The sequence below is a fragment of the Pseudomonas sp. 2725 genome (assembly GCF_050434585.1).
GTDB classification, from domain to species: domain Bacteria; phylum Pseudomonadota; class Gammaproteobacteria; order Pseudomonadales; family Pseudomonadaceae; genus Aquipseudomonas; species Aquipseudomonas jessenii.
Genome location: NZ_JBNDIV010000007.1, coordinates 271843 through 289913, shown reverse-complemented (window position 1 = coordinate 289913; position 18071 = coordinate 271843). Strand labels below are relative to the sequence as shown.

17 protein-coding genes are annotated in these 18071 nt (G+C 60.8%); 9 read left to right on the top strand and 8 right to left on the bottom strand.

Annotated features, from left to right (window positions below; genetic code table 11):
* Positions 1–13 precede the first annotated feature (13 nt).
* A complete protein-coding gene (gene queG / locus ABIE16_RS21395; RefSeq protein WP_057712246.1) occupies positions 14–1093 on the top strand; it encodes a tRNA epoxyqueuosine(34) reductase QueG in 1080 nt (359 codons plus the stop codon).
* On the opposite strand, the gene ABIE16_RS21390 is transcribed toward queG, so the two are convergent.
* A complete protein-coding gene (locus ABIE16_RS21390) occupies positions 1075–1686 on the bottom strand; it encodes a trimeric intracellular cation channel family protein (RefSeq protein WP_090452809.1) in 612 nt (203 codons plus the stop codon). The genes queG and ABIE16_RS21390 overlap by 19 nt on opposite strands.
* Before the next feature lie 194 nt (positions 1687–1880).
* Entirely contained in the window at positions 1881–2423 is a 543-nt protein-coding gene (gene orn / locus ABIE16_RS21385; RefSeq protein ID WP_008035288.1) for an oligoribonuclease, read from the bottom strand.
* 107 nt (positions 2424–2530) lie between these two features.
* Here orn and rsgA point away from each other — a divergent pair, with 107 nt between their 5' ends.
* The 4 genes from rsgA (at position 2531) to ABIE16_RS21365 (ending at position 5622) form a co-directional block, all read left to right on the top strand.
* Positions 2531–3562, top strand: coding sequence for a small ribosomal subunit biogenesis GTPase RsgA (rsgA, locus tag ABIE16_RS21380; RefSeq protein WP_007978809.1), 1032 nt, complete (start codon positions 2531–2533; stop codon positions 3560–3562).
* A gap of 199 nt (positions 3563–3761) precedes the next feature.
* Positions 3762–4169 (top strand): TIR domain-containing protein, encoded by a 408-nt coding sequence (locus ABIE16_RS21375; protein WP_057712249.1) that lies wholly within the window; start codon positions 3762–3764, stop codon positions 4167–4169.
* 2 nt (positions 4170–4171) lie between these two features.
* Entirely contained in the window at positions 4172–5131 is a 960-nt protein-coding gene (locus ABIE16_RS21370) for a caspase family protein (protein ID WP_057712250.1), read from the top strand.
* Positions 5131–5622 (top strand): toll/interleukin-1 receptor domain-containing protein, encoded by a 492-nt coding sequence (locus ABIE16_RS21365; protein ID WP_057712251.1) that lies wholly within the window; start codon positions 5131–5133, stop codon positions 5620–5622. The genes ABIE16_RS21370 and ABIE16_RS21365 overlap by 1 nt, the downstream gene beginning before the upstream one ends.
* Before the next feature lie 194 nt (positions 5623–5816).
* Here ABIE16_RS21365 and ABIE16_RS21360 read toward each other — a convergent pair whose 3' ends face one another.
* The 3 genes from ABIE16_RS21360 to motA all read right to left on the bottom strand — a co-directional run bounded on the left by ABIE16_RS21360 (position 5817) and on the right by motA (position 8218).
* On the bottom strand, positions 5817–6092 hold the full coding sequence (locus tag ABIE16_RS21360; RefSeq protein ID WP_090452805.1) for a hypothetical protein: 276 nt from the start codon (positions 6090–6092) through the stop codon (positions 5817–5819).
* A 224-nt stretch (positions 6093–6316) separates the two neighbouring features.
* Positions 6317–7363 carry a flagellar motor protein MotB gene (gene motB / locus ABIE16_RS21355; RefSeq protein WP_090452803.1) on the bottom strand — a complete coding sequence of 349 codons (1047 nt, stop codon included), beginning with the start codon at positions 7361–7363 and terminating at the stop codon, positions 6317–6319.
* Between the two features lie 3 nt (positions 7364–7366).
* A complete protein-coding gene (gene motA / locus ABIE16_RS21350; RefSeq protein ID WP_008048039.1) occupies positions 7367–8218 on the bottom strand; it encodes a flagellar motor stator protein MotA in 852 nt (283 codons plus the stop codon).
* 167 nt (positions 8219–8385) lie between these two features.
* Here motA and ABIE16_RS21345 point away from each other — a divergent pair, with 167 nt between their 5' ends.
* Genes ABIE16_RS21345 through asd form a run of 3 tightly spaced genes read left to right on the top strand, consistent with a single transcriptional unit; the run spans position 8386 to position 11660 of the window.
* Entirely contained in the window at positions 8386–9924 is a 1539-nt protein-coding gene (locus ABIE16_RS21345; RefSeq protein WP_429521878.1) for an HDOD domain-containing protein, read from the top strand.
* Between the two features lie 41 nt (positions 9925–9965).
* Positions 9966–10781, top strand: a complete 816-nt coding sequence (rhdA, locus tag ABIE16_RS21340; protein ID WP_057712254.1) for a thiosulfate sulfurtransferase — start codon at positions 9966–9968, stop codon at positions 10779–10781.
* Positions 10782–10799: 18 nt separating this feature from the next.
* Positions 10800–11660 (top strand): archaetidylserine decarboxylase, encoded by an 861-nt coding sequence (asd, locus tag ABIE16_RS21335; protein ID WP_429521877.1) that lies wholly within the window; start codon positions 10800–10802, stop codon positions 11658–11660.
* A gap of 128 nt (positions 11661–11788) precedes the next feature.
* Here asd and serB read toward each other — a convergent pair whose 3' ends face one another.
* Positions 11789–13003 carry a phosphoserine phosphatase SerB gene (gene serB, locus ABIE16_RS21330; protein WP_057395688.1) on the bottom strand — a complete coding sequence of 405 codons (1215 nt, stop codon included), beginning with the start codon at positions 13001–13003 and terminating at the stop codon, positions 11789–11791.
* A gap of 135 nt (positions 13004–13138) precedes the next feature.
* Here serB and ABIE16_RS21325 point away from each other — a divergent pair, with 135 nt between their 5' ends.
* Entirely contained in the window at positions 13139–14656 is a 1518-nt protein-coding gene (locus ABIE16_RS21325) for an AhpA/YtjB family protein (protein WP_340312323.1), read from the top strand.
* A 252-nt stretch (positions 14657–14908) separates the two neighbouring features.
* On the opposite strand, the gene ABIE16_RS21320 is transcribed toward ABIE16_RS21325, so the two are convergent.
* Positions 14909–15622: a PqiC family protein gene (locus tag ABIE16_RS21320; RefSeq protein WP_102669292.1), complete on the bottom strand. Its 714-nt coding sequence runs from the start codon at positions 15620–15622 to the stop codon at positions 14909–14911.
* A 175-nt stretch (positions 15623–15797) separates the two neighbouring features.
* Positions 15798–18065 carry a DNA topoisomerase IV subunit A gene (gene parC / locus ABIE16_RS21315; protein ID WP_057396215.1) on the bottom strand — a complete coding sequence of 756 codons (2268 nt, stop codon included), beginning with the start codon at positions 18063–18065 and terminating at the stop codon, positions 15798–15800.
* Positions 18066–18071 lie beyond the last annotated feature (6 nt).

Below are 18071 nucleotides of genomic sequence, written 5' to 3'. Positions count from 1 at the left end.
TTTCTCTCGTCTCATGCCCGCTATTACCACAGATCTGCCCGCCCTCGCCCAATCCATCAAGGACTGGGGCCGCGAGCTGGGCTTTCAGCAAGTCGGCATCAGCGGCCTCGACCTGGCCGAGCATGAGCAGCACCTGGAGCGCTGGCTCGAAGCCGGCTACCACGGCGAAATGGATTACATGGGCGCCCACGGCAGCAAACGCTCGCACCCCGAAGAGCTGGTGCCGGGCACTTTGCGCGTGGTGTCCCTGCGCATGGATTACTTGTCCGGCGACACGCAGATGGCAAAAATGCTCGCCCAACCGGAAAAAGCCTACGTCTCGCGTTATGCCCTGGGTCGCGATTACCACAAGCTGATCCGCAAACGCGTGCAACAACTGGCGGAAAAAATTCAGGCGCAGATCGGCCCGTTTGGCTACCGCGCCTTCGTCGACAGTGCCCCGGTGCTGGAAAAAGCCATCGCCGAACAGGCGGGGCTTGGATGGATCGGCAAAAATACCCTGGTCTTGAACCGCAAGGCCGGCAGTTACTTTTTTCTCGCCGAACTGTTCGTCGACCTGCCGCTGCCGGTCGACCCGCCCCATGCCACCGAACACTGCGGGCGCTGCAGTGCCTGCCTCGACATCTGCCCGACCAACGCCTTCGTCGGCCCCTATGTGCTGGATGCCCGACGCTGCATTTCCTACCTGACCATCGAACTCAAAGGCGCGATCCCTGAAGACCTGCGGCCACTGATCGGCAACCGGGTGTTCGGTTGCGATGACTGCCAGATTGTCTGCCCGTGGAACCGCTTCGCCCGCCCCTCCGGTGAAAGCGACTTCAAGCCGCGGCACAATCTGGACAATGCCGGGCTGGCGGAACTGTTCATGTGGGATGAAGAGAAATTCCTGAGCAGCACCGAAGGCTCGCCGCTGCGCCGGACGGGCTATGAAAACTGGTTGCGCAACCTGGCGGTAGGCCTGGGCAATGCGCCTTCAACGATCCCCGTGCTGGAGGCGCTGAAGGCGCGACGGGAACATCCTTCGGAACTGGTACGTGAACATGTCGCGTGGGCGTTGCGGCAACACGCCGAACGTCAGGCTTCGTCGTTATAGACGAACTTGGGCATTTCCCAATGAAAACGGATCGCCAGCAAGCGCAGCAGAAAACCGCCGAACAAGGTGATCAGAATCGATTGTTCGTCGGGTAATTGCAGATAGATGCAGAGCATGTAGCACCACGCCGCGGCGAACGAAACGCTGGCATAAAGCTCACGCCGGAAGATCAGCGGAATATCGTTGCAGAAAATGTCCCGCAGGATGCCGCCGAAGACGCCGGTGATCACGCCGCTAACGGAGGCGACCAACATGCCATGGCCCATTTCCAGGGCGGTGATGCAGCCGATCAGGGTGAACGCCACCAGGCCCATGGCGTCGAGCACCAGGAACAATGAGCGCAAATGCCGCATCCAGCGGGCCGTAAACACTGTGATCATCGCGGCTGCCGTGGTCAGCACCAGATATTCCGGGTGTTTGACCCACGTCAGAGGGTAATGCCCGAGCAGCACATCGCGCACCGACCCGCCACCCAGCGCCGTGACGCAAGCGATCAGCACCACACCAAACCAGTCCATGCCCCGTCGGCCGGCAGAGAGGGCGCCAGTCATGGCTTCGGCGGTGATGGCGATCAGGTAGAGCATCAGCAGCATAGTGGCGGTCCTTGCAGAAAGGCGCGCAGTCTACTCAGTTCACCCTGGCACCAAAAGAGGGCGCCTGAGATTCGCTCCAACCATCTAAGGTGACTGAACTGACGCCATCGCGAGCAAGCTCGCTCCCACAGGGGCGGCGTTGCACCTGTGGGAGCGAGCTTGCTCGCGATGGGGCCGGAACGGACGACCGTGAATCAGAATTTGATGAAATGCTTGCGGTAGTGCTGCAGCTCAGCGATCGATTCGCGGATGTCGTCCAGGGCCAGGTGCGTGCTGCCCTTCTTGAAGCTGTCACGCACATCCGGTGCCCAGCGCGCAGCCAGCTCTTTGAGGGTCGACACGTCGAGGTTGCGGTAGTGGAAGAAGCTTTCCAGGGATTTCATGTGGGTATAAAGGAAGCGACGATCCTGGCAGATGCTGTTGCCGCAGATCGGCGACTTGCCCTTCGGCACCCACTTCTCCAGGAAGGCGATGGTTTCGGCTTCGGCTTCGGCCATGCTGATGCGGCTGTCGCGAACCCGCTGGGTCAGCCCGGAACCGCCATGCTGACGGGTGTTCCACTCGTCCATGCCGGCAAGGATTTCGTCGCTGTGGTGAATGGCGATCACCGGGCCTTCGGCCAGGGTGTTCAGGTCACTGTCGGTGACGATGGTGGCCATTTCGATGATGACGTCGGTGTCCGGGTTCAGACCGGTCATTTCCAGGTCGATCCAGATCAGGTTCTGTGGGTTTTGCATGTGTCGGCTCCTAGGCAATGCTGCGCAGTTTAGCCTAGGCCGGTGGCCGGGCGTGCTAAACTCGCGGCCGTTTTACCTAATCGCTGCATTCTTGATACGGAACACCCATGGCCAAACGCCAACTCAATCGTCGTCAAAACTGGCGCATCGAAAAGATTCAGGGCGAACGCGCTGCCCGCGCCGCCAAACGCGAGTCCTCGGCCGTCGAGGCACTTGAGGGCGGCGATCTGGGCCCGGAACAGCACGGCCTGGTGATCGCGCACTTCGGTGTGCAGGTCGAGGTCGAGGCCCGCGACGGCGAACTGGCCGGCCAGGTATTCCGTTGCCACCTGCGCGCCAACCTGCCGGCGCTGGTGACCGGCGATCAGGTGGTCTGGCGTGCCGGCAACCAGGGTATCGGCGTGATCGTGGCGCAACTGCCGCGCAACACCGAGCTGTGTCGCCCGGACAGCCGTGGTCAGCTCAAGCCGGTTGCGGCCAACGTCGACATGATCGTCATCGTGTTTGCACCGCTGCCCGAGCCCCATGCCAACCTGATCGACCGCTACCTGGTGGCGGCCGAGCATGCAGGCATCAAGCCACTGTTGCTGCTGAACAAATTCGACCTGATCGACGAAAACAACGCTCCGGCACTGAATGCCTTGCTCGCCGTATACCGCACCCTGGGCTATCCGGTGCTGGAAGTGTCGGCGCACCACGGCAACGGCATGGAGCAATTGCAGACACAGCTGGACGGACGCATCAGCGTATTCGTCGGCCAGTCCGGCGTCGGCAAGTCGTCGCTGGTCAACAGCCTGCTGCCGGATGTCGAAACCCGCGTCGGCCCGTTGTCCGAACTGTCCGGCCAGGGCACCCACACCACCACTACCGCGCGGTTGTTCCACTTCCCCGGTGGCGGTGAGTTGATCGACTCCCCGGGTATCCGCGAATTCGGCCTGGGCCACGTCAGCCGTGCCGACGTCGAAGCCGGCTTCATCGAGTTCAACGACCTGCTTGGCACCTGCCGTTTCCGTGATTGCAAGCATGACCGCGAACCCGGTTGCGCCCTGCTCAAGGCCCTTGAAGACGGCCGCGTGCAGCAACAGCGGATGAACAGCTACCGCTCGATCATCGCCAGTCTGCCGGAAAACGGCTACTAAACAGACGTGCCGACCACCCTGCCCTCAGCGGGGTGGCCGGCGGCTGGATCTTCCCCCCGCTTAAACATCAGACCTTTCTGTAAGACCTGTGCACGCTCGCTTGTAGGGCATTTCTCTTTCCGCACCATCCCCTTGTAGCCGCCCTGTATTCGCCTAAGTTCTAGCCCTCTTCGCACTCCAGCGACTCCGAGGGACACCTATGCAAACCTACCACCTGTTCATCAGCCACTCGTGGAACTACTCCGACGCCCACGACAATCTCGTGCGCCTGCTCAACGCCAAGCCTGGTTTCACGTACAAGAATTTTTCGGTTCCACCGGACAACCCGATTGTCGGCGCGAAAACCGACAAACAACTTGAGGAGGCCATCGAAAACAAGATTCGCCCGTGTTCGGCGGTATTGATCATGGCCGGGATGTACTCCACCTACAGCAAGTGGATCAACAAGGAAATCGAAATCGCCAAGCGCATGGGCAAGGTGATCATTGCGATCAAGCCGTTCGGTGCCGAGCGCATTTCCACGGTGGTACGTGACGCGGCACATGCCGAATGTGCGTGGAACACCAACAGCATCATCAGCGCGATTCGCCAGCATACGGCGGTGTAACCATGCGCAAGGGACTGTTTATCGGCATCAACGACTACACCCATGTGTCGCGCCTGAGCGGTTGCAGCAATGACGCCATGGCCATGGCCTCCGTGCTGAAAACCGACGCCAATGGCGATCCGAACTTCAAGAACATCGTGCTGACTTCCGCCGAGGACTTCCTGAGCAGGGAAAAACTCGAAGACCAGATCCGCGAGCTGTTTTCCGGTGACTGCAACGTCGCGCTGCTGTACTTCGCCGGCCACGGCAGCTTCGATACCGACACCGACGAAGGCATGTTGATCCCGCAGGATTACAAAAGCGCCAAGGACGGGATTCGCCTCAGCGACATCCTCAACTGGGCGAGCAAGGCCACCAAGATCAAAAACAAAGTGATCATTCTCGATTGTTGCCAGAGCGGCTCGGCCGGCGAACTGCGCGCCTTGCGCAGCGAAGGCAGCGTGGTCGGCGAAGGCATGACCATTCTGACCGCCTGTAAAAAGGAAGAGCCGGCGATGGAGGGCATGCAGCACGGCGTGTTCACCGGGTTGCTGCTCCAGGCCCTGCACGGCGGAGCCGCGAACATCCTGGGCAAGATCACCCCCGGCAGCCTCTATTCGTTTGTCGACAATGCCCTTGATGCCTGGGAACAGCGTCCGGTGTTCAAGACCAATGTCTCGCAGTTCATTTCCCTGCGCGAAGTGTCCCCGCTGATCCCCAAGGAAATCCTGCGCAAACTCCCCGAATGGTTTGCCGAAGCCGAGTCGGTGTACCCCCTCGCCCCCAGCTTTGAGCCCACCGAGCCCGAGTTCAACCCGGAACAGGGCGAGGTCTTCGCCCAGTTGCAAAAGTGCAACCGCCACAGCCTGGTCGAACCGGTGGACGCCGAACACATGTATTACGCCGCCATCCACTCCACCGGCTGCCGCCTCACCGCCCTCGGCGCCTATTACCGCGAACTCGCGATCAAGGGACATTTCTGATGCCAGTGTTTATCAGCTACCGCCACATGGACCGCGCCCACGCGATCAACATCAACACGCGCCTGATGCAGGCCAACATCAAGACCTACCTCGACGTACTGGATGCCGAATCCCAGACCACCGACGACATCACCGGGGTGATCACCCGCAACATCAGCGAATGCACACACCTGCTGGCGGTGGTGTCGGAGAAAACCGCACTGTCCTGGTGGGTGCCGTTCGAAATCGGCGAAGCGACCATCACCAACCGGCGCATCTGCTCGTTCAAGACCGGCCCGACAGAGCTGCCGCTGTACCTCGACAAATGGCCGAAGCTGACCAGCGACCGGGACATCGAGTTCTTCATCGATGCCTATCGCAACGAGTCGATGCTCAAGCGCTCGATGTCACTGGATTCGGTGACCGGTAGCGAGTCGGTGCGCAGAGTTAACAAATCCAATGCGGATCGCTTTCACGCCGACCTCAAGTCGCGAATCATCCGCGGTTTCTGACGCCACTTCGCTCCCAGATCCATCCTCTTGACCGGCCGGGTTTTCTCTCACACAACATCTGTAGGAGCCGAATTGCTGGCTCCTACAGGACTGCGGTAAGCAGATTTTTTGTCGTGTCTAGTCCTGAAATCGACTCACAGCCCCCGATCATCTTCGTGACGTCACGAAGATGATCGGGGGTCTCTAGTCCAGGACTAAATACCATTTGCTGCTTTTTCCAGCTTCCACCCCAGCACATCCAAGGCGTCACAGCCGTCCTGGATCAACATATGCGCAGCGTTGGCAAAATGCTCCAGGTCATGTCCTTCTGCTTCTTTGACGCATAGGCAGGTGACGCTATTGAGCAGATTACGTGCGGCTTTGATGCGGTGAGTGGCGGTTTCGAGAAGATCCGAAACTTTGGCTTCGGTGTCGATGTACAACGTCGTGCCGACACTGAAGTTGCCTTGTAGAGGGTGGTACTTAGCCATAGGTCTAACTCCGATCATGTGGGTGAGGTTCCATCTTTGTTTCGACCGGCTAAGATCGGTCACCACGTGAGCAGCAACGGCTGAACTATAAATAGATGCGTGCACGACTGAAAACCTTGGTACGAAATTTCAGATCATTCCTACAACTACTAAGCAAACACAAAACTCGGAAGCACTGGCACGAGACACAAAAAAGCCGACATCGCTGTCGGCTTTTTTGTCGGTCACTGCTTGGGCGGTTCAGCCGGTTTGGCTGGCTCACCCGGCTTCGGTGCCGGATCATCGAACAGATTCAGACGCTCGCGCAGTTCGTGCGCCGGCAGCGGTTCCTTGTCCGCCGGCAACGCGTTCGGGTCAACCGGTGCAGCCGGTGCGGCTCCCGGCGCAGTCGAACCTTGCGGTGCATCGGGAGCAGGTTCAGCACCTTGCGAACCTTCGATGGCACGCTGGGCTTTCTTGGTCAGCACCACGATGTCGATACGGCGGTTGACCGGGTTGAACGGATGCTCGCGATCGAACAGGGCCGACGAGGCATAACCGACCACGCGCGCCACCTGCGCATCCGGATAGCTGCCCGCCACCAGCGCACGCCGTGCGGCGTTGGCACGGTTGGCAGACAGTTCCCAGTTACCGAAATCACCGGTGCCGGTGTATGGCTTGGCATCGGTGTGGCCGCTGATACTGATCTTGTTCGGCACCGCCTTGATGGTGTCGGCCATGGCCAGCAGGATGTCTTCGAAATACGGCTTCAAGCGTGCTGAACCTGAATCGAACATCGGGCGGTTTTCCGCGTCCATGATCTGGATTCGCAGGCCGTCCGGCGTGATTTCGAACAGGATCTGATCCTTGAACTTCTGCATCTGCGGGTTTTCTTCGACCTTGTTCTGCAGTTCTTGCAGCAACAGCTCGAGGCGCTCTTTTTCGACCTGCTCGGCCATGCCTTCGACCTGATCGGTATCGATGGTGACCTTGTCCGGCTGCGGCTGGGACTTCACCTCGGGGTTGAGAGTGTTTTCCGGTGCCAGGGTCGGCGTGCCGCCCAGATCGATGATGTAGGGCGTGCCACTTTCGGAAAAGCCGATCGGATCCTTGAAGTAACCGGCGATGGCAATTTTCTGTTCCGGCGTGGCGGTGGACAGCAGCCACAACACCAGGAAGAACGCCATCATCGCCGTGGCGAAGTCGGCGAAGGCGATTTTCCACGCGCCCCCGTGATGCCCGCCGGCGATGCGCTTGACGCGCTTGATGATTATCGGCTGGTTATTTTCCATGGCTTAACGACCGCGAACCGCTTGTTCCAGCTCGGCGAAGCTTGGACGGTGCGCCGGATACAGGACCTTGCGCCCGAACTCCACGGCCAGCGATGGCGGCATGCCGGAAGCCGAAGCCACCAGCGAGGCCTTGATGGCCTCGTAGACGTTCAGCTCTTCCTTGGCATCATGGGCCAGGGAATGGGCCAGCGGGCCGAAGAAGCCGTAGGCGGCGAGAATACCGAAGAAGGTACCCACCAGTGCCGCACCTACGTGCAGGCCGATGGACTTCTGGTCGCCTTCACCCAGCGAAGCCATGGTCACCACGATACCCAGTACCGCCGCGACGATACCGAAACCGGGCATGGCGTCGGCGATGCCGTTGACCGCGTGGGATGGGTGTTCGAGGTCTTCCTTGAGGCTGAACAGCTCCATGTCGAACAGGCCTTCCAGCTCGTGGGGAGCCATGTTGCCGGAAGACATGATGCGCAGGTAATCGCAGATGAACGCGGTCATGCGCTCGTCCTTGAGTACCGTCGGGTACTTCGCGAAGATCGGACTCGCAGCGGCATCTTCGATATCGCCTTCGATGGCCATCATGCCTTCGCGGCGGCTCTTGTTGAGGATCTCGTAGATCAGACCCAGTACTTCAAGATAGAAGCCGTGGTTGAAGCGCGAACTGAACATGCTCAGGGACTTCTTGAGCACGTGCATCGTCATGTAGCCGGGGTTGGCCTGCAAGAAGGCGCCGAGGGCAGCACCGCCAATGATCATGACCTCGAAAGGTTGTATCAGGGCGGCAATCTTGCCGTGGGAAAGCACGTATCCGCCGAGCACGCTCGCGAATACGACGATGATGCCGATAATTTTAGCCATAGGTTAGGAGAGCACTTACTGAGTCGGGTTCAAGGTCATATTCGGAAGTTAAAAAATCTCTTCTTCTACTTATCGGCAAAACTGCGCCAGACTATAGCCCGTTCAGGCGAAAAGCTAATTTGACCCCATCCGGGCACAGGTAATGTTGACGATGATCGCCTCCCACCATGGTTAACGAAACGAACGTTCCAACGCCAAAACCAACGACCCTCGAAGGCTGGGTCAAGCTGCTCGATGGCGTACGTCTTCCCGTCCCGCAAGCCAGCCATGACCGTGTCTGCAAGGCCATCCGCGATAATCGCAGCTCGCTGCGCGACATCGCCGACCTCATGCAAGGCAGCCCGGCCCTGGCCTTGAGCGTGATTCGCGAAGCCAACCGGCATACCCATGGCAGCATGACCGAGCCTGCGGAAAACCTTGAAATTGCAATCAACCGCCTCGGCTTGAAGCGCACCGAGGAGCTGCTCGCGCGGCTACCCGCCGAACCCGAGCTCGAGATTCCCAAAGCCCTGCGTCAGTTGCAGATGATCAGCCAGCACGCCACGCAACAGGCCAACGGTTTTTTTGCCAGTCGCCTGGCGCGCCTGTGGCAGGACATCCACTGGGGCAGCCTGCTGTTTCTTTCGCCCCTGTGGCCGCTGGCACTGACCCATCCGAAACTGCTCGAAGAGTGGGAGCTGCGGGTCATCCATAAAGGCGAGTCGGCACGCAAAGTCGAGCAGCAACTGTTTGGCGTACGCCTGCTGGATATCGGCCAGGCGCTGGTGGAGGTCTGGCGCTTGCCGATCTGGGTGCAGCAAGGCTATCGATTGCTGCTCACCGAGCAGCGGGAACTGGTGAAAGTCCTGCGCATCGCCCGTGACAGCGACCATCCACTGCGCCAGCAGAATCGCCTTGACGACGATCCGACCCTGCGCCGCTGGCTCAATCAACCGGCCAATACAGTGCTGCTGGCCAATGGGCTGGCGCTGTCGGCGCAACACGCCTGGGACAGCCCCCACAGCGAGCGCTGGCAGTACCTGACCAGCCTTTACCTGCAAATGCCGATGGACGAACTGCAGCAGCAATTGCACCAGCAAGCCGCCAACAGCGCACGCCAACACGCCATGCCCGACCTCTGGCACCCTGCCGAGTCGCTGATCTGGCCGTGGGGCATGAACCGTGTCCACGCAGGCTTGCTGCCGGCAGCGGCACCTACCGCCGAAGACCTGGCGAAGTGGCGCAAGCAATGCGCCGAGTTGCTGGTCGAGCCGAGCCGTTTCACCAACGCCATGCACCTGACCATCGCCGCCCGTGACGCCCTCGTGGCCTGCGGCATGCGCCGGGTGATGATCCTGATGGCCGATCGCACCCACGCCAACCTGCGAGTGCACCAGACGGCTGGCCTGCCGAAGGAAGCGGCCGGGTTGAATTTCGTGGTCAGCCAGAGCAACGTGTTGCAACGCCTGCTCGCGCAGCAGGCCCAGGTGCGCCTGACGCCTGCCAACAACGCGCAATTCTCGGCCATGTTGCCCAATAGCCTGCGCTCGCAGTTCAGCGGTGAACACTTGCTGCTGCGTTCGCTGATCAACAATGGCCGGGTGATCATGATCGTCGTGGCGGATCAAGGCGGCGGGCCGTTTTCGGAAATTTCCGTACAGGCCTTCGGCAAAACCGCACAGTGCATCGAGAAAGCCCTGCACAGCTTTAGCCACCGTGGCCAATAAGCTGCGTTACAATCCTCCCTTTTGTGCTCTGGAGACCTCACATGTCTGACTTCTCTGGCTTGCCGCTGGTGATCGAGCCGAGCGACTTGCTCCCTCGCCTCGACGCCCGCGAACTGATTCTGGTGGACTTGACCAGTGCCGCCCGCTACACCGAAGGGCACATTCCCGGCGCGCGCTTTGTCGATCCAAAGCGTACGCAGCTCGGCCAGGCCCCCGCCCCGGGGCTGATGCCCCCGCAGGCAGCACTCGAAACGCTGTTTGGTGAGCTGGGGCACAACCCCGATGCGGTCTACGTGGTGTATGACGACGAAGGCGGCGGTTGGGCCGGACGCTTCATCTGGCTGCTGGATGTCATCGGCCACAGCAAGTACCACTATATAGATGGCGGCCTGCCGGCCTGGCTGGCGGAAGGTTCGCCCATGTCGATCCAGGTCCCGCCACCGGTGGGCGGCCCGGTTCCACTGACCTTGCACGATGAACCCACCGCCACCCGCGAATACCTGCAAAGCCGTCTCGGCGCCGCCGACCTGGCAATCTGGGATGCGCGCGGGCCGCTGGAGTACTCCGGCGAGAAAGTCCTGGCAGCCAAGGGCGGACACATTCCCGGCGCGATCAATTTCGAATGGACCGCTGGCATGGATCGGGCACGCCAGCTGCGCATCCGCACCGACATGCCGCAGATCCTCGAGCAACTCGGGATCAGCAAAGACAAAGAAGTGATTACCCACTGCCAGACACATCATCGTTCTGGTTTCACCTATCTGGTGGCCAAGGCTCTCGGTTATCCGCGGGTCAAAGGCTACGCCGGCTCCTGGGGCGAATGGGGCAATCATCCCGATACCCCGGTAGAAATTTAAGATTTTTAAGGACCGTTAATGAACAAGCGTCTGTTTCTCCTCGGCCAGTACCTGCTGCCCCACAACTTGCTCTCGCGTCTGGCCGGCTGCATCGCCGAATGCCGCGTGCGCTGGTTCAAGAATGCCTTCACCGCCTGGTTCGCCAAGCGTTATCAGGTGGACATGTCCCAGGCGCTGGTCGAAGACCTGACCGCCTACGAGCACTTCAACGCGTTCTTTACCCGCGCACTGAAAGACGGTGCCCGTCCGCTGGACGAAACCCCGGGCGCGATCCTCAGCCCCGCCGACGGCGCGATCAGCCAGCTCGGCCCGATCGAGCACGGCCGCGTGTTCCAGGCCAAGGGCCACAGCTTCAGCGTGCTGGAACTGTTGGGTGGCGATGCGGCAAACGCTGCGCCGTTCATGGGTGGCGACTTCGCGACCATCTACCTGTCGCCGAAGGACTACCACCGCGTGCACATGCCGCTGGCCGGCACCCTGCGCGAGATGGTCTACATCCCGGGCCGTCTGTTCTCGGTCAACCAGACCACTGCTGAAAACGTTCCGGAATTGTTTGCCCGCAACGAGCGCGTGGCGTGCATTTTCGACACCGAACGCGGCCCGATGGCTGTGGTACTGGTGGGTGCGATGATTGTGGCTTCGATTGAAACCGTGTGGGCCGGTCTGGTGACACCGCCGAAGCGCGAGCTGAAAACCTTCCGTTACGACGAAGCCGCACGCGCGCCGATCCACCTGGAAAAAGGTGCGGAACTGGGTCGCTTCAAACTGGGTTCGACCGCCATCGTGCTGTTCGGGCCGGATCAGGTGAAGTGGGCTGAAGAAATGACCGCTGGCACAGCGGTGCAGATGGGTCAGGGCATGGGCGCACCGAAGGCCTGATCAACGCACATACGTGTAGGAGCGAGCCTGCTCGCGATGGGCGTTAACGATGACGCGGGCAATCTGAATGCCCGCGTCGCCTCGCCGCTCATCGCGAGCGAGCTCGCTCCTACAGTTGTTTTGCGGTGTTACAGCTGGCCGTCGCGATCGCGGAAACCCAGCAGGTAGAGCACACCATCCAGCCCCAAGGTGGAAATCGCCTGCTTGGCCGACTGTTTGACCAGCGGCTTGGCCCGGAACGCCACGCCCAACCCGGCAATCGCCAGCATCGGCAAGTCATTCGCACCATCGCCGACCGCAATGGTCTGCTCCAGGCGCAAGCCTTCCTTGTGTGCCAGTTCCTTCAGCAAATCCGCCTTGCGCTGTGCATCGACAATCGGCTCGACCGCCACGCCGGTGACTTTGCCGTCGACCACTTCAAGTTCGTTGGCGAACACGTAGTCGATACCCAGTTTGGCCTGCAATTGCTTGGCGAAGTAGGTGAAGCCGCCCGACAGAATCGCGGTCTTGTAGCCCAGGCGCTTGAGTTCGGCGAACAGGGTTTCGGCGCCTTCGGTCAGGCGCAGCGAGGCACCGATGGAGTCCAGCACATTGACGTCCAGACCTTTGAGCAAGGCCAGGCGCTCCTTGAAGCTGGCGCGGAAATCCAGCTCACCGGCCATTGCCCGCTCGGTGATTTCCGACACTTTGTCGCCGACGCCGGCCGCCTTGGCCAGCTCATCGATCACTTCGGCTTCGATCAGCGTTGAATCCATGTCGAACACCGCCAGGCGACGGTTGCGACGGAACAGCGAATCTTCCTGGAAGGCGATGTCGACGTTCAGTTCCTGGGCGACGCTGAGGAATTCGGCACGCAGCGCCTGCGGATCAGCCGCCTCGCCACGCACGGAAAACTCGATGCAGCCCTTGCCCTTGTCGGCCGGGGTGTCCAGCGGCATGCGCCCGGACAGGCGATCGATGTGGTCGATGTTCAGGCCATATTTGGCAGTGATCGAGCTCACGGCCTGCAACTGCCCGGCTGTCACCTTGCGGGTCAACAGGGTCACAATGTGGCGCTTTTTGCCCTGATTGCCGACCCACTGCTGGTAATCCTGTTCGGACACCGGCGTGAAACGCACTTGTTGATCGAGTTCATAGCCCTTGAACAAGATGTCCTTGAGCACGGACTTGCCTTGCTCGGTGTCGGGAATTTCAACCAGGATGCCGAACGACAAAGTGTCGTGGATCACCGCCTGACCGATGTCGAGAATGTTCACACCACCCTGGGCCAGAACGCCGGTAATGGCCGCAGTCAGACCCGGACGGTCGACTCCCGTGATGTTTATCAGGACGATTTCGCGCAAGGCGCACCCCCGCAAGTGGAAAAAAACCGCATTCTACCCACTTTCAGTGACCATCGGGCACCGTGAGCGCTTTGACGGTCTAGGGCCTGTCGCTATACTGCGCGTCAACTTCACGGACAAAAGAGCCGAGCTCAAGTGAACCGGCCCACGCCAGTAAAAACCGACAACTTCTTCCTGCTGATCTTCCGGGCACTGCGCCACCGCCGTGTACCGATTGCATTGCGCATCGCCAGCCATAACGTGATCCTGGTCGCCCTGGCCCTGGTCATCTATGCCGGTGTGATGGGCCTGCAGTTCAAGCAGGCCATGCACGAGCAGGCGGATGCGCTGGGCGAAAGCCTGACTACGCAGACGGCCACCTCGGCCACCGAGCTGTTGGTGTCCAACGACATCCTCAGCCTGAACGTGCTGCTCAACAACCTGACCAAGAACAAGCTGGTGGCCCACGCCGCCATCTACAGCCCGGACAACCGCATCCTCGCCGAATCCGGCCAGCGCCCCAAGCATGGCCTGCTGGGCGAAGCCGAGGGCATGTACCAAAGCAAGATCACCTTCCAGGACGTGACTGCCGGGCAATTGCGCATCAGCCTGGACATGGACCAGTTCCAGCAGCCGATGACCATCAGCCTGCAAAGCATGGGCATTCTGAGTGCAATCCTGCTCGCCCTGTCTTTGGCCCTGAGCCTGCGCATGGGGCGTTATCTCTCCACGCCGCTGCTGCAATTGCGGGTGTGGCTGCGCAATATCGATGAATTCACCCCGGCCACCGACCGCCAGGACGAAATCGGCGACCTGGCGCGTCAGCTGCACGCCAACTTCGCCCCGGAGCCCGCCCCTGTGCCAGAACCGGAACCGGAGTTCGACGACATGGATGACGAGGCCGACGCGGCCTTCGAAGTCCGTAACCTGCGCGATCCGAGTTTCGACGAGAGCCGCCCGGTAGCGGCGCTCAAACCAGCGCCACGACAGATCGTCAGCACCGTTGAAGACGACGATGACGAAGACCCGTTCGCCGATCTGCGCGACGAGTCGCTGGACAGCACCCCTCAACCGGTGATTCGCAAAGCCACGCCGAGCGTGCCGCAACACAGCGCGGTGCTGGCGGTGCAACTGGGCTCCCAGGAGCAACTGCGACGCCTGCCGCGGGCGCGTCTTGAAGAACTGCTCGAGCGCTATCGCGATTGCCTCGACCAGGCAGCTTCCCTGTATCAGGGCGAAGTAGAGACCTTGAACGATGGCAGCACGCTGATGCTGTTCCACACCGAAGACAGCGGCGACGATTACCTGACCAACGCCATTTGCTGTGGCGAGCTGCTGCGGGCCCTGGGCCACCAGTTGCAGATCGAAGTCGCGGACAGTGGCATCACCCTGCAATTGCAGCTGGGGCTGACCCTGGGCGACGAACTGTTTGGCCTGAGCCAGATCGACTTGCTGCTGACCGACCCTGCCCAGGACGCCCTGGCCCTGTCGCAACACAGCCGCAACCTGCTGCTGGTGGAGCGCAAGATCAGTGACGACGCGTTGATCCGCCAACGTGCACGGATCCGCCCGATCGCCAGCCCTGAGGGCGCGTGCTGCGTAGAGCGGTTGATGGAGCCATATCCGTCGATGCTGGAACGGCAACTGGCACGGATGCATGAGCGTCGCGCTTAAGCCTTAACCTCGATATGAAGAAGCCCGCAGATGAGTGATCGTCTGCGGGCTTTTTTGTTGCCTGTTCTGGCCTCATCGCGAGCAAGCTCGCTCCCACACTTGATCCGGGTTAGCCCAAGGGTGTGCTCACTTCAGATCCCCTGTGGGAGCGAGCTTGCTCGCGAAGAGGCCAGAACAGGCGCTAGATATCTCCAACCTGTAAAAACAACAAAGCCCGCATCAATGCGGGCTTTGTATGGATTCAGTCCAGACTTAGAAGCGGAACACTTCCATATCCGTACGAATAGGCGCGGCCATCGGGATCTTCGGCTGCTTTTCCTGTTCTACCGCAGGTGCTGCCGCCTTGGCTGCCGGCTTGCGTGGGGCTTCGGCGATCGGAGGCTGATTGGCCAGGGGCTTGAGCGCCACCGACAGTTGTTCGGCCAGGCGCTGCAACAACACACCCTGTGCCTGGACCTGAGCCGCCGTGGTACCGGCATGCTGTTCCTGCAAATGGATGATGCGGTTGTCGCGGACCTGCCCGCGACGGTCGATCAGGCGCCATTGCGCGTCGAGGATCGCCGGTTGTTTTTCACCCGAATCCAGGCGCGTGATGGTCAGCAGCACCTGAACGTCCGGGGTGAAGCCCAATGTCGCCGGGGCCAGCACAACGCGCTGGCTGTCCAGGCGACCTGCGACCTGGCGCAGCAGCAGCTGATCGATATCCGACGAAAGGCTGCCAGCCCAACGACCGTCGGTCGAGGCTTGCAGGCTGCCATCGGGCTGACGCTGCAACAGGGTTTCGCGTTGCAGGTAGTCGGCCACGGTGACCGGCCCCAACAATACCGCCATGCCCGCGTTCTGTGCGGGCTGAACCGGACTACCAGCGTCCAGTTGATACAACGACACCGGCTGGTGAACGCTGCAACCCGCCAGGCCAAGAACGCCGGCGAGCAAAAGAATAAAAGGAAGGCGCAGAGCAGTCATCGTCCCATCCAGGTGGTCGCTAAAAGGCTGACCACAGTGAAAATACTCAATAAATATGAAGAACGCGCGGCAACGCCGGCGCTTGAAAGGCCATATCATCCGTGAATATGCGTTCCGACTCCAGCGTAAAGCGCCGAACTACGGGTTAATTCGTAGTTCGGCGCTTCTAAGTCGCCTAATTGAGGTTTTCGACGAGCAGCGCATCGACCCTCTGGAAGCCACGCGGCAACTTGTTGCCACGACGACCACGTTCACCCTTGTAGTGTTCAAGATCGTCCGCTTTCAGTGACAAGGTACGTTTCCCGGCCTGCAACACCAGTGTTGCACCGTCCGGCAATACGGCGATGTCCGTCACATACTCTTCGCGACTGGCCACTCGCTCACCGGGAATCCCGATGATCTTGTTGCCTTTGCCTTTACCTAATTGTGGCAGGTCGCTGATTTTGAAGATCAGCAGGCGACCTTCGGTCGTCACCGACGCCAGCCAGTTCTGTTCACGATCGGCCACAGGGCGCGGCAGCATGACCTTGGCGTTGTTCGGCAGGCTCAACAGGGCCTTGCCCGCCTTGTTCTTGGCCTGCAGGTCTTCACCCTTGACCACGAAGCCGTAGCCGGCGTCGGAGGCGATCACGTACAGCGCATCGTCTTCCGGCATCAGCACGCACTCGAAACTCGCCCCTGGCGGCGGCGTCAGGCGACCCGTCAGCGGCTCGCCCTGGCCACGGGCCGACGGCAAGGTATGGGCGGCCACCGAATAACTGCGGCCCGTGGAGTCGATAAACACGGCAAACTGGTTGGAGCGCCCGGCTGCCAGTGCCTTGAAGCCGTCCCCGGCCTTGTAGGAAAGCCCGGTGGCGTCGATTTCGTGGCCTTTGGCGGAGCGAATCCAGCCTTTTTCCGACAGCACGACCGTCACTTTCTCGTTCGGCAGCAGATCGTGCTCGGTCAGGGCCTTGGCTTCGGCGCGCTCGACAATAGGCGACCGGCGGTCATCACCGTAGGTTTCAGCGTCCTTGATCAGTTCGCTGCGCACCAGTTTTTTCAACTTGGCTTCGCTGCTCAGCAGGGCTTGCAGCTTGGCTTGTTCCTTGAGCAGTTCATCCTGCTCGGCACGCAGTTTCATCTCTTCCAGTCGCGCCAACTGACGCAGACGGGTGTCGAGGATGTAGTCGGCCTGGATTTCGCTCAGGGCGAAGCGTTCGATCAGCCTGGCCCGTGGCTGCTCCTCGGTGCGGATGATGTGGATCACTTCATCCAGGTTGAGGTAGGCAATCAGCAAACCGTCCAACAGATGCAGGCGACGCTCGACCTTGTCGAGGCGGAATTGCAGGCGACGACGCACGGTCTGCACCCGGAACTCCAGCCATTCGACCAGCAGCGCCCGCAGGTTTTTCAGCTGCGGCTTGCCGTCCAGGCCGATGATGTTGATGTTGACCCGGTAGCTCGACTCCAGCTCGGTGCTGGCGAACAGGTGCTGCATCAGCGCATCGTGGTCGAAGTTTTTCCGTGCGCCCGGAATGATCACGATCCGGCACGGGTTTTCATGGTCGGATTCGTCACGCAGGTCGGCAATTTGCGGCGCCTTGGACGGCTTGGCCTGCATCATCGCGGCGATCTGTTCCAGCACCTTGGCGCCCGAGACCTGATGCGGCAGCGCGGTGACGATGATGTCGCCGTCTTCGATGTGATACACGGCGCGCATGCGCACAGAACCGCGACCGGTTTCGTAGATTTTCAGCAGGTCGGCGCGCGGGGTGATGATTTCCGCTTCGGTCGGGTAGTCCGGGCCCTGGATGTGTTCACAGAGCTGTTCGACCGTGGCCTTGGGCTCATCGAGCAAACGCACGCACGCCGTGGCGACTTCCCGCAGGTTATGCGGCGGCACGTCGGTGGCCATGCCCACAGCGATACCGGTGGTGCCGTTGAGCAGGATGTTCGGCAGGCGGGCCGGCAACACCAGCGGCTCGTCCAGCGTACCGTCGAAGTTCGGGCCCCAATCCGCCGTGCCCTGGCCCAGTTCGCTGAGCAGCACTTCGGAATAACGCGACAGCCGCGCTTCGGTGTAACGCATGGCGGCGAAGGACTTGGGATCATCCGGCGCACCCCAGTTGCCCTGGCCGTCGACCAGCGTATAGCGATAGCTGAACGGCTGGGCCATCAGCACCATGGCTTCGTAGCAGGCCGAGTCGCCGTGGGGGTGGAATTTACCGAGCACGTCACCGACGGTACGTGCCGACTTCTTGTGCTTGGAATCAGCGTCCAGCCCCAGCTCGCTCATGGCATAGACGATACGCCGCTGTACCGGTTTCAGGCCGTCGCCGATATGCGGCAGGGCACGGTCCATGATCACGTACATGGAGTAGTTGAGGTAGGCATTTTCGGTGAAGTCAGCCAGTGACCGGCGTTCTACACCGTCCAGGCTGAGATCAAGGGAGTCGCTCATGCGGGC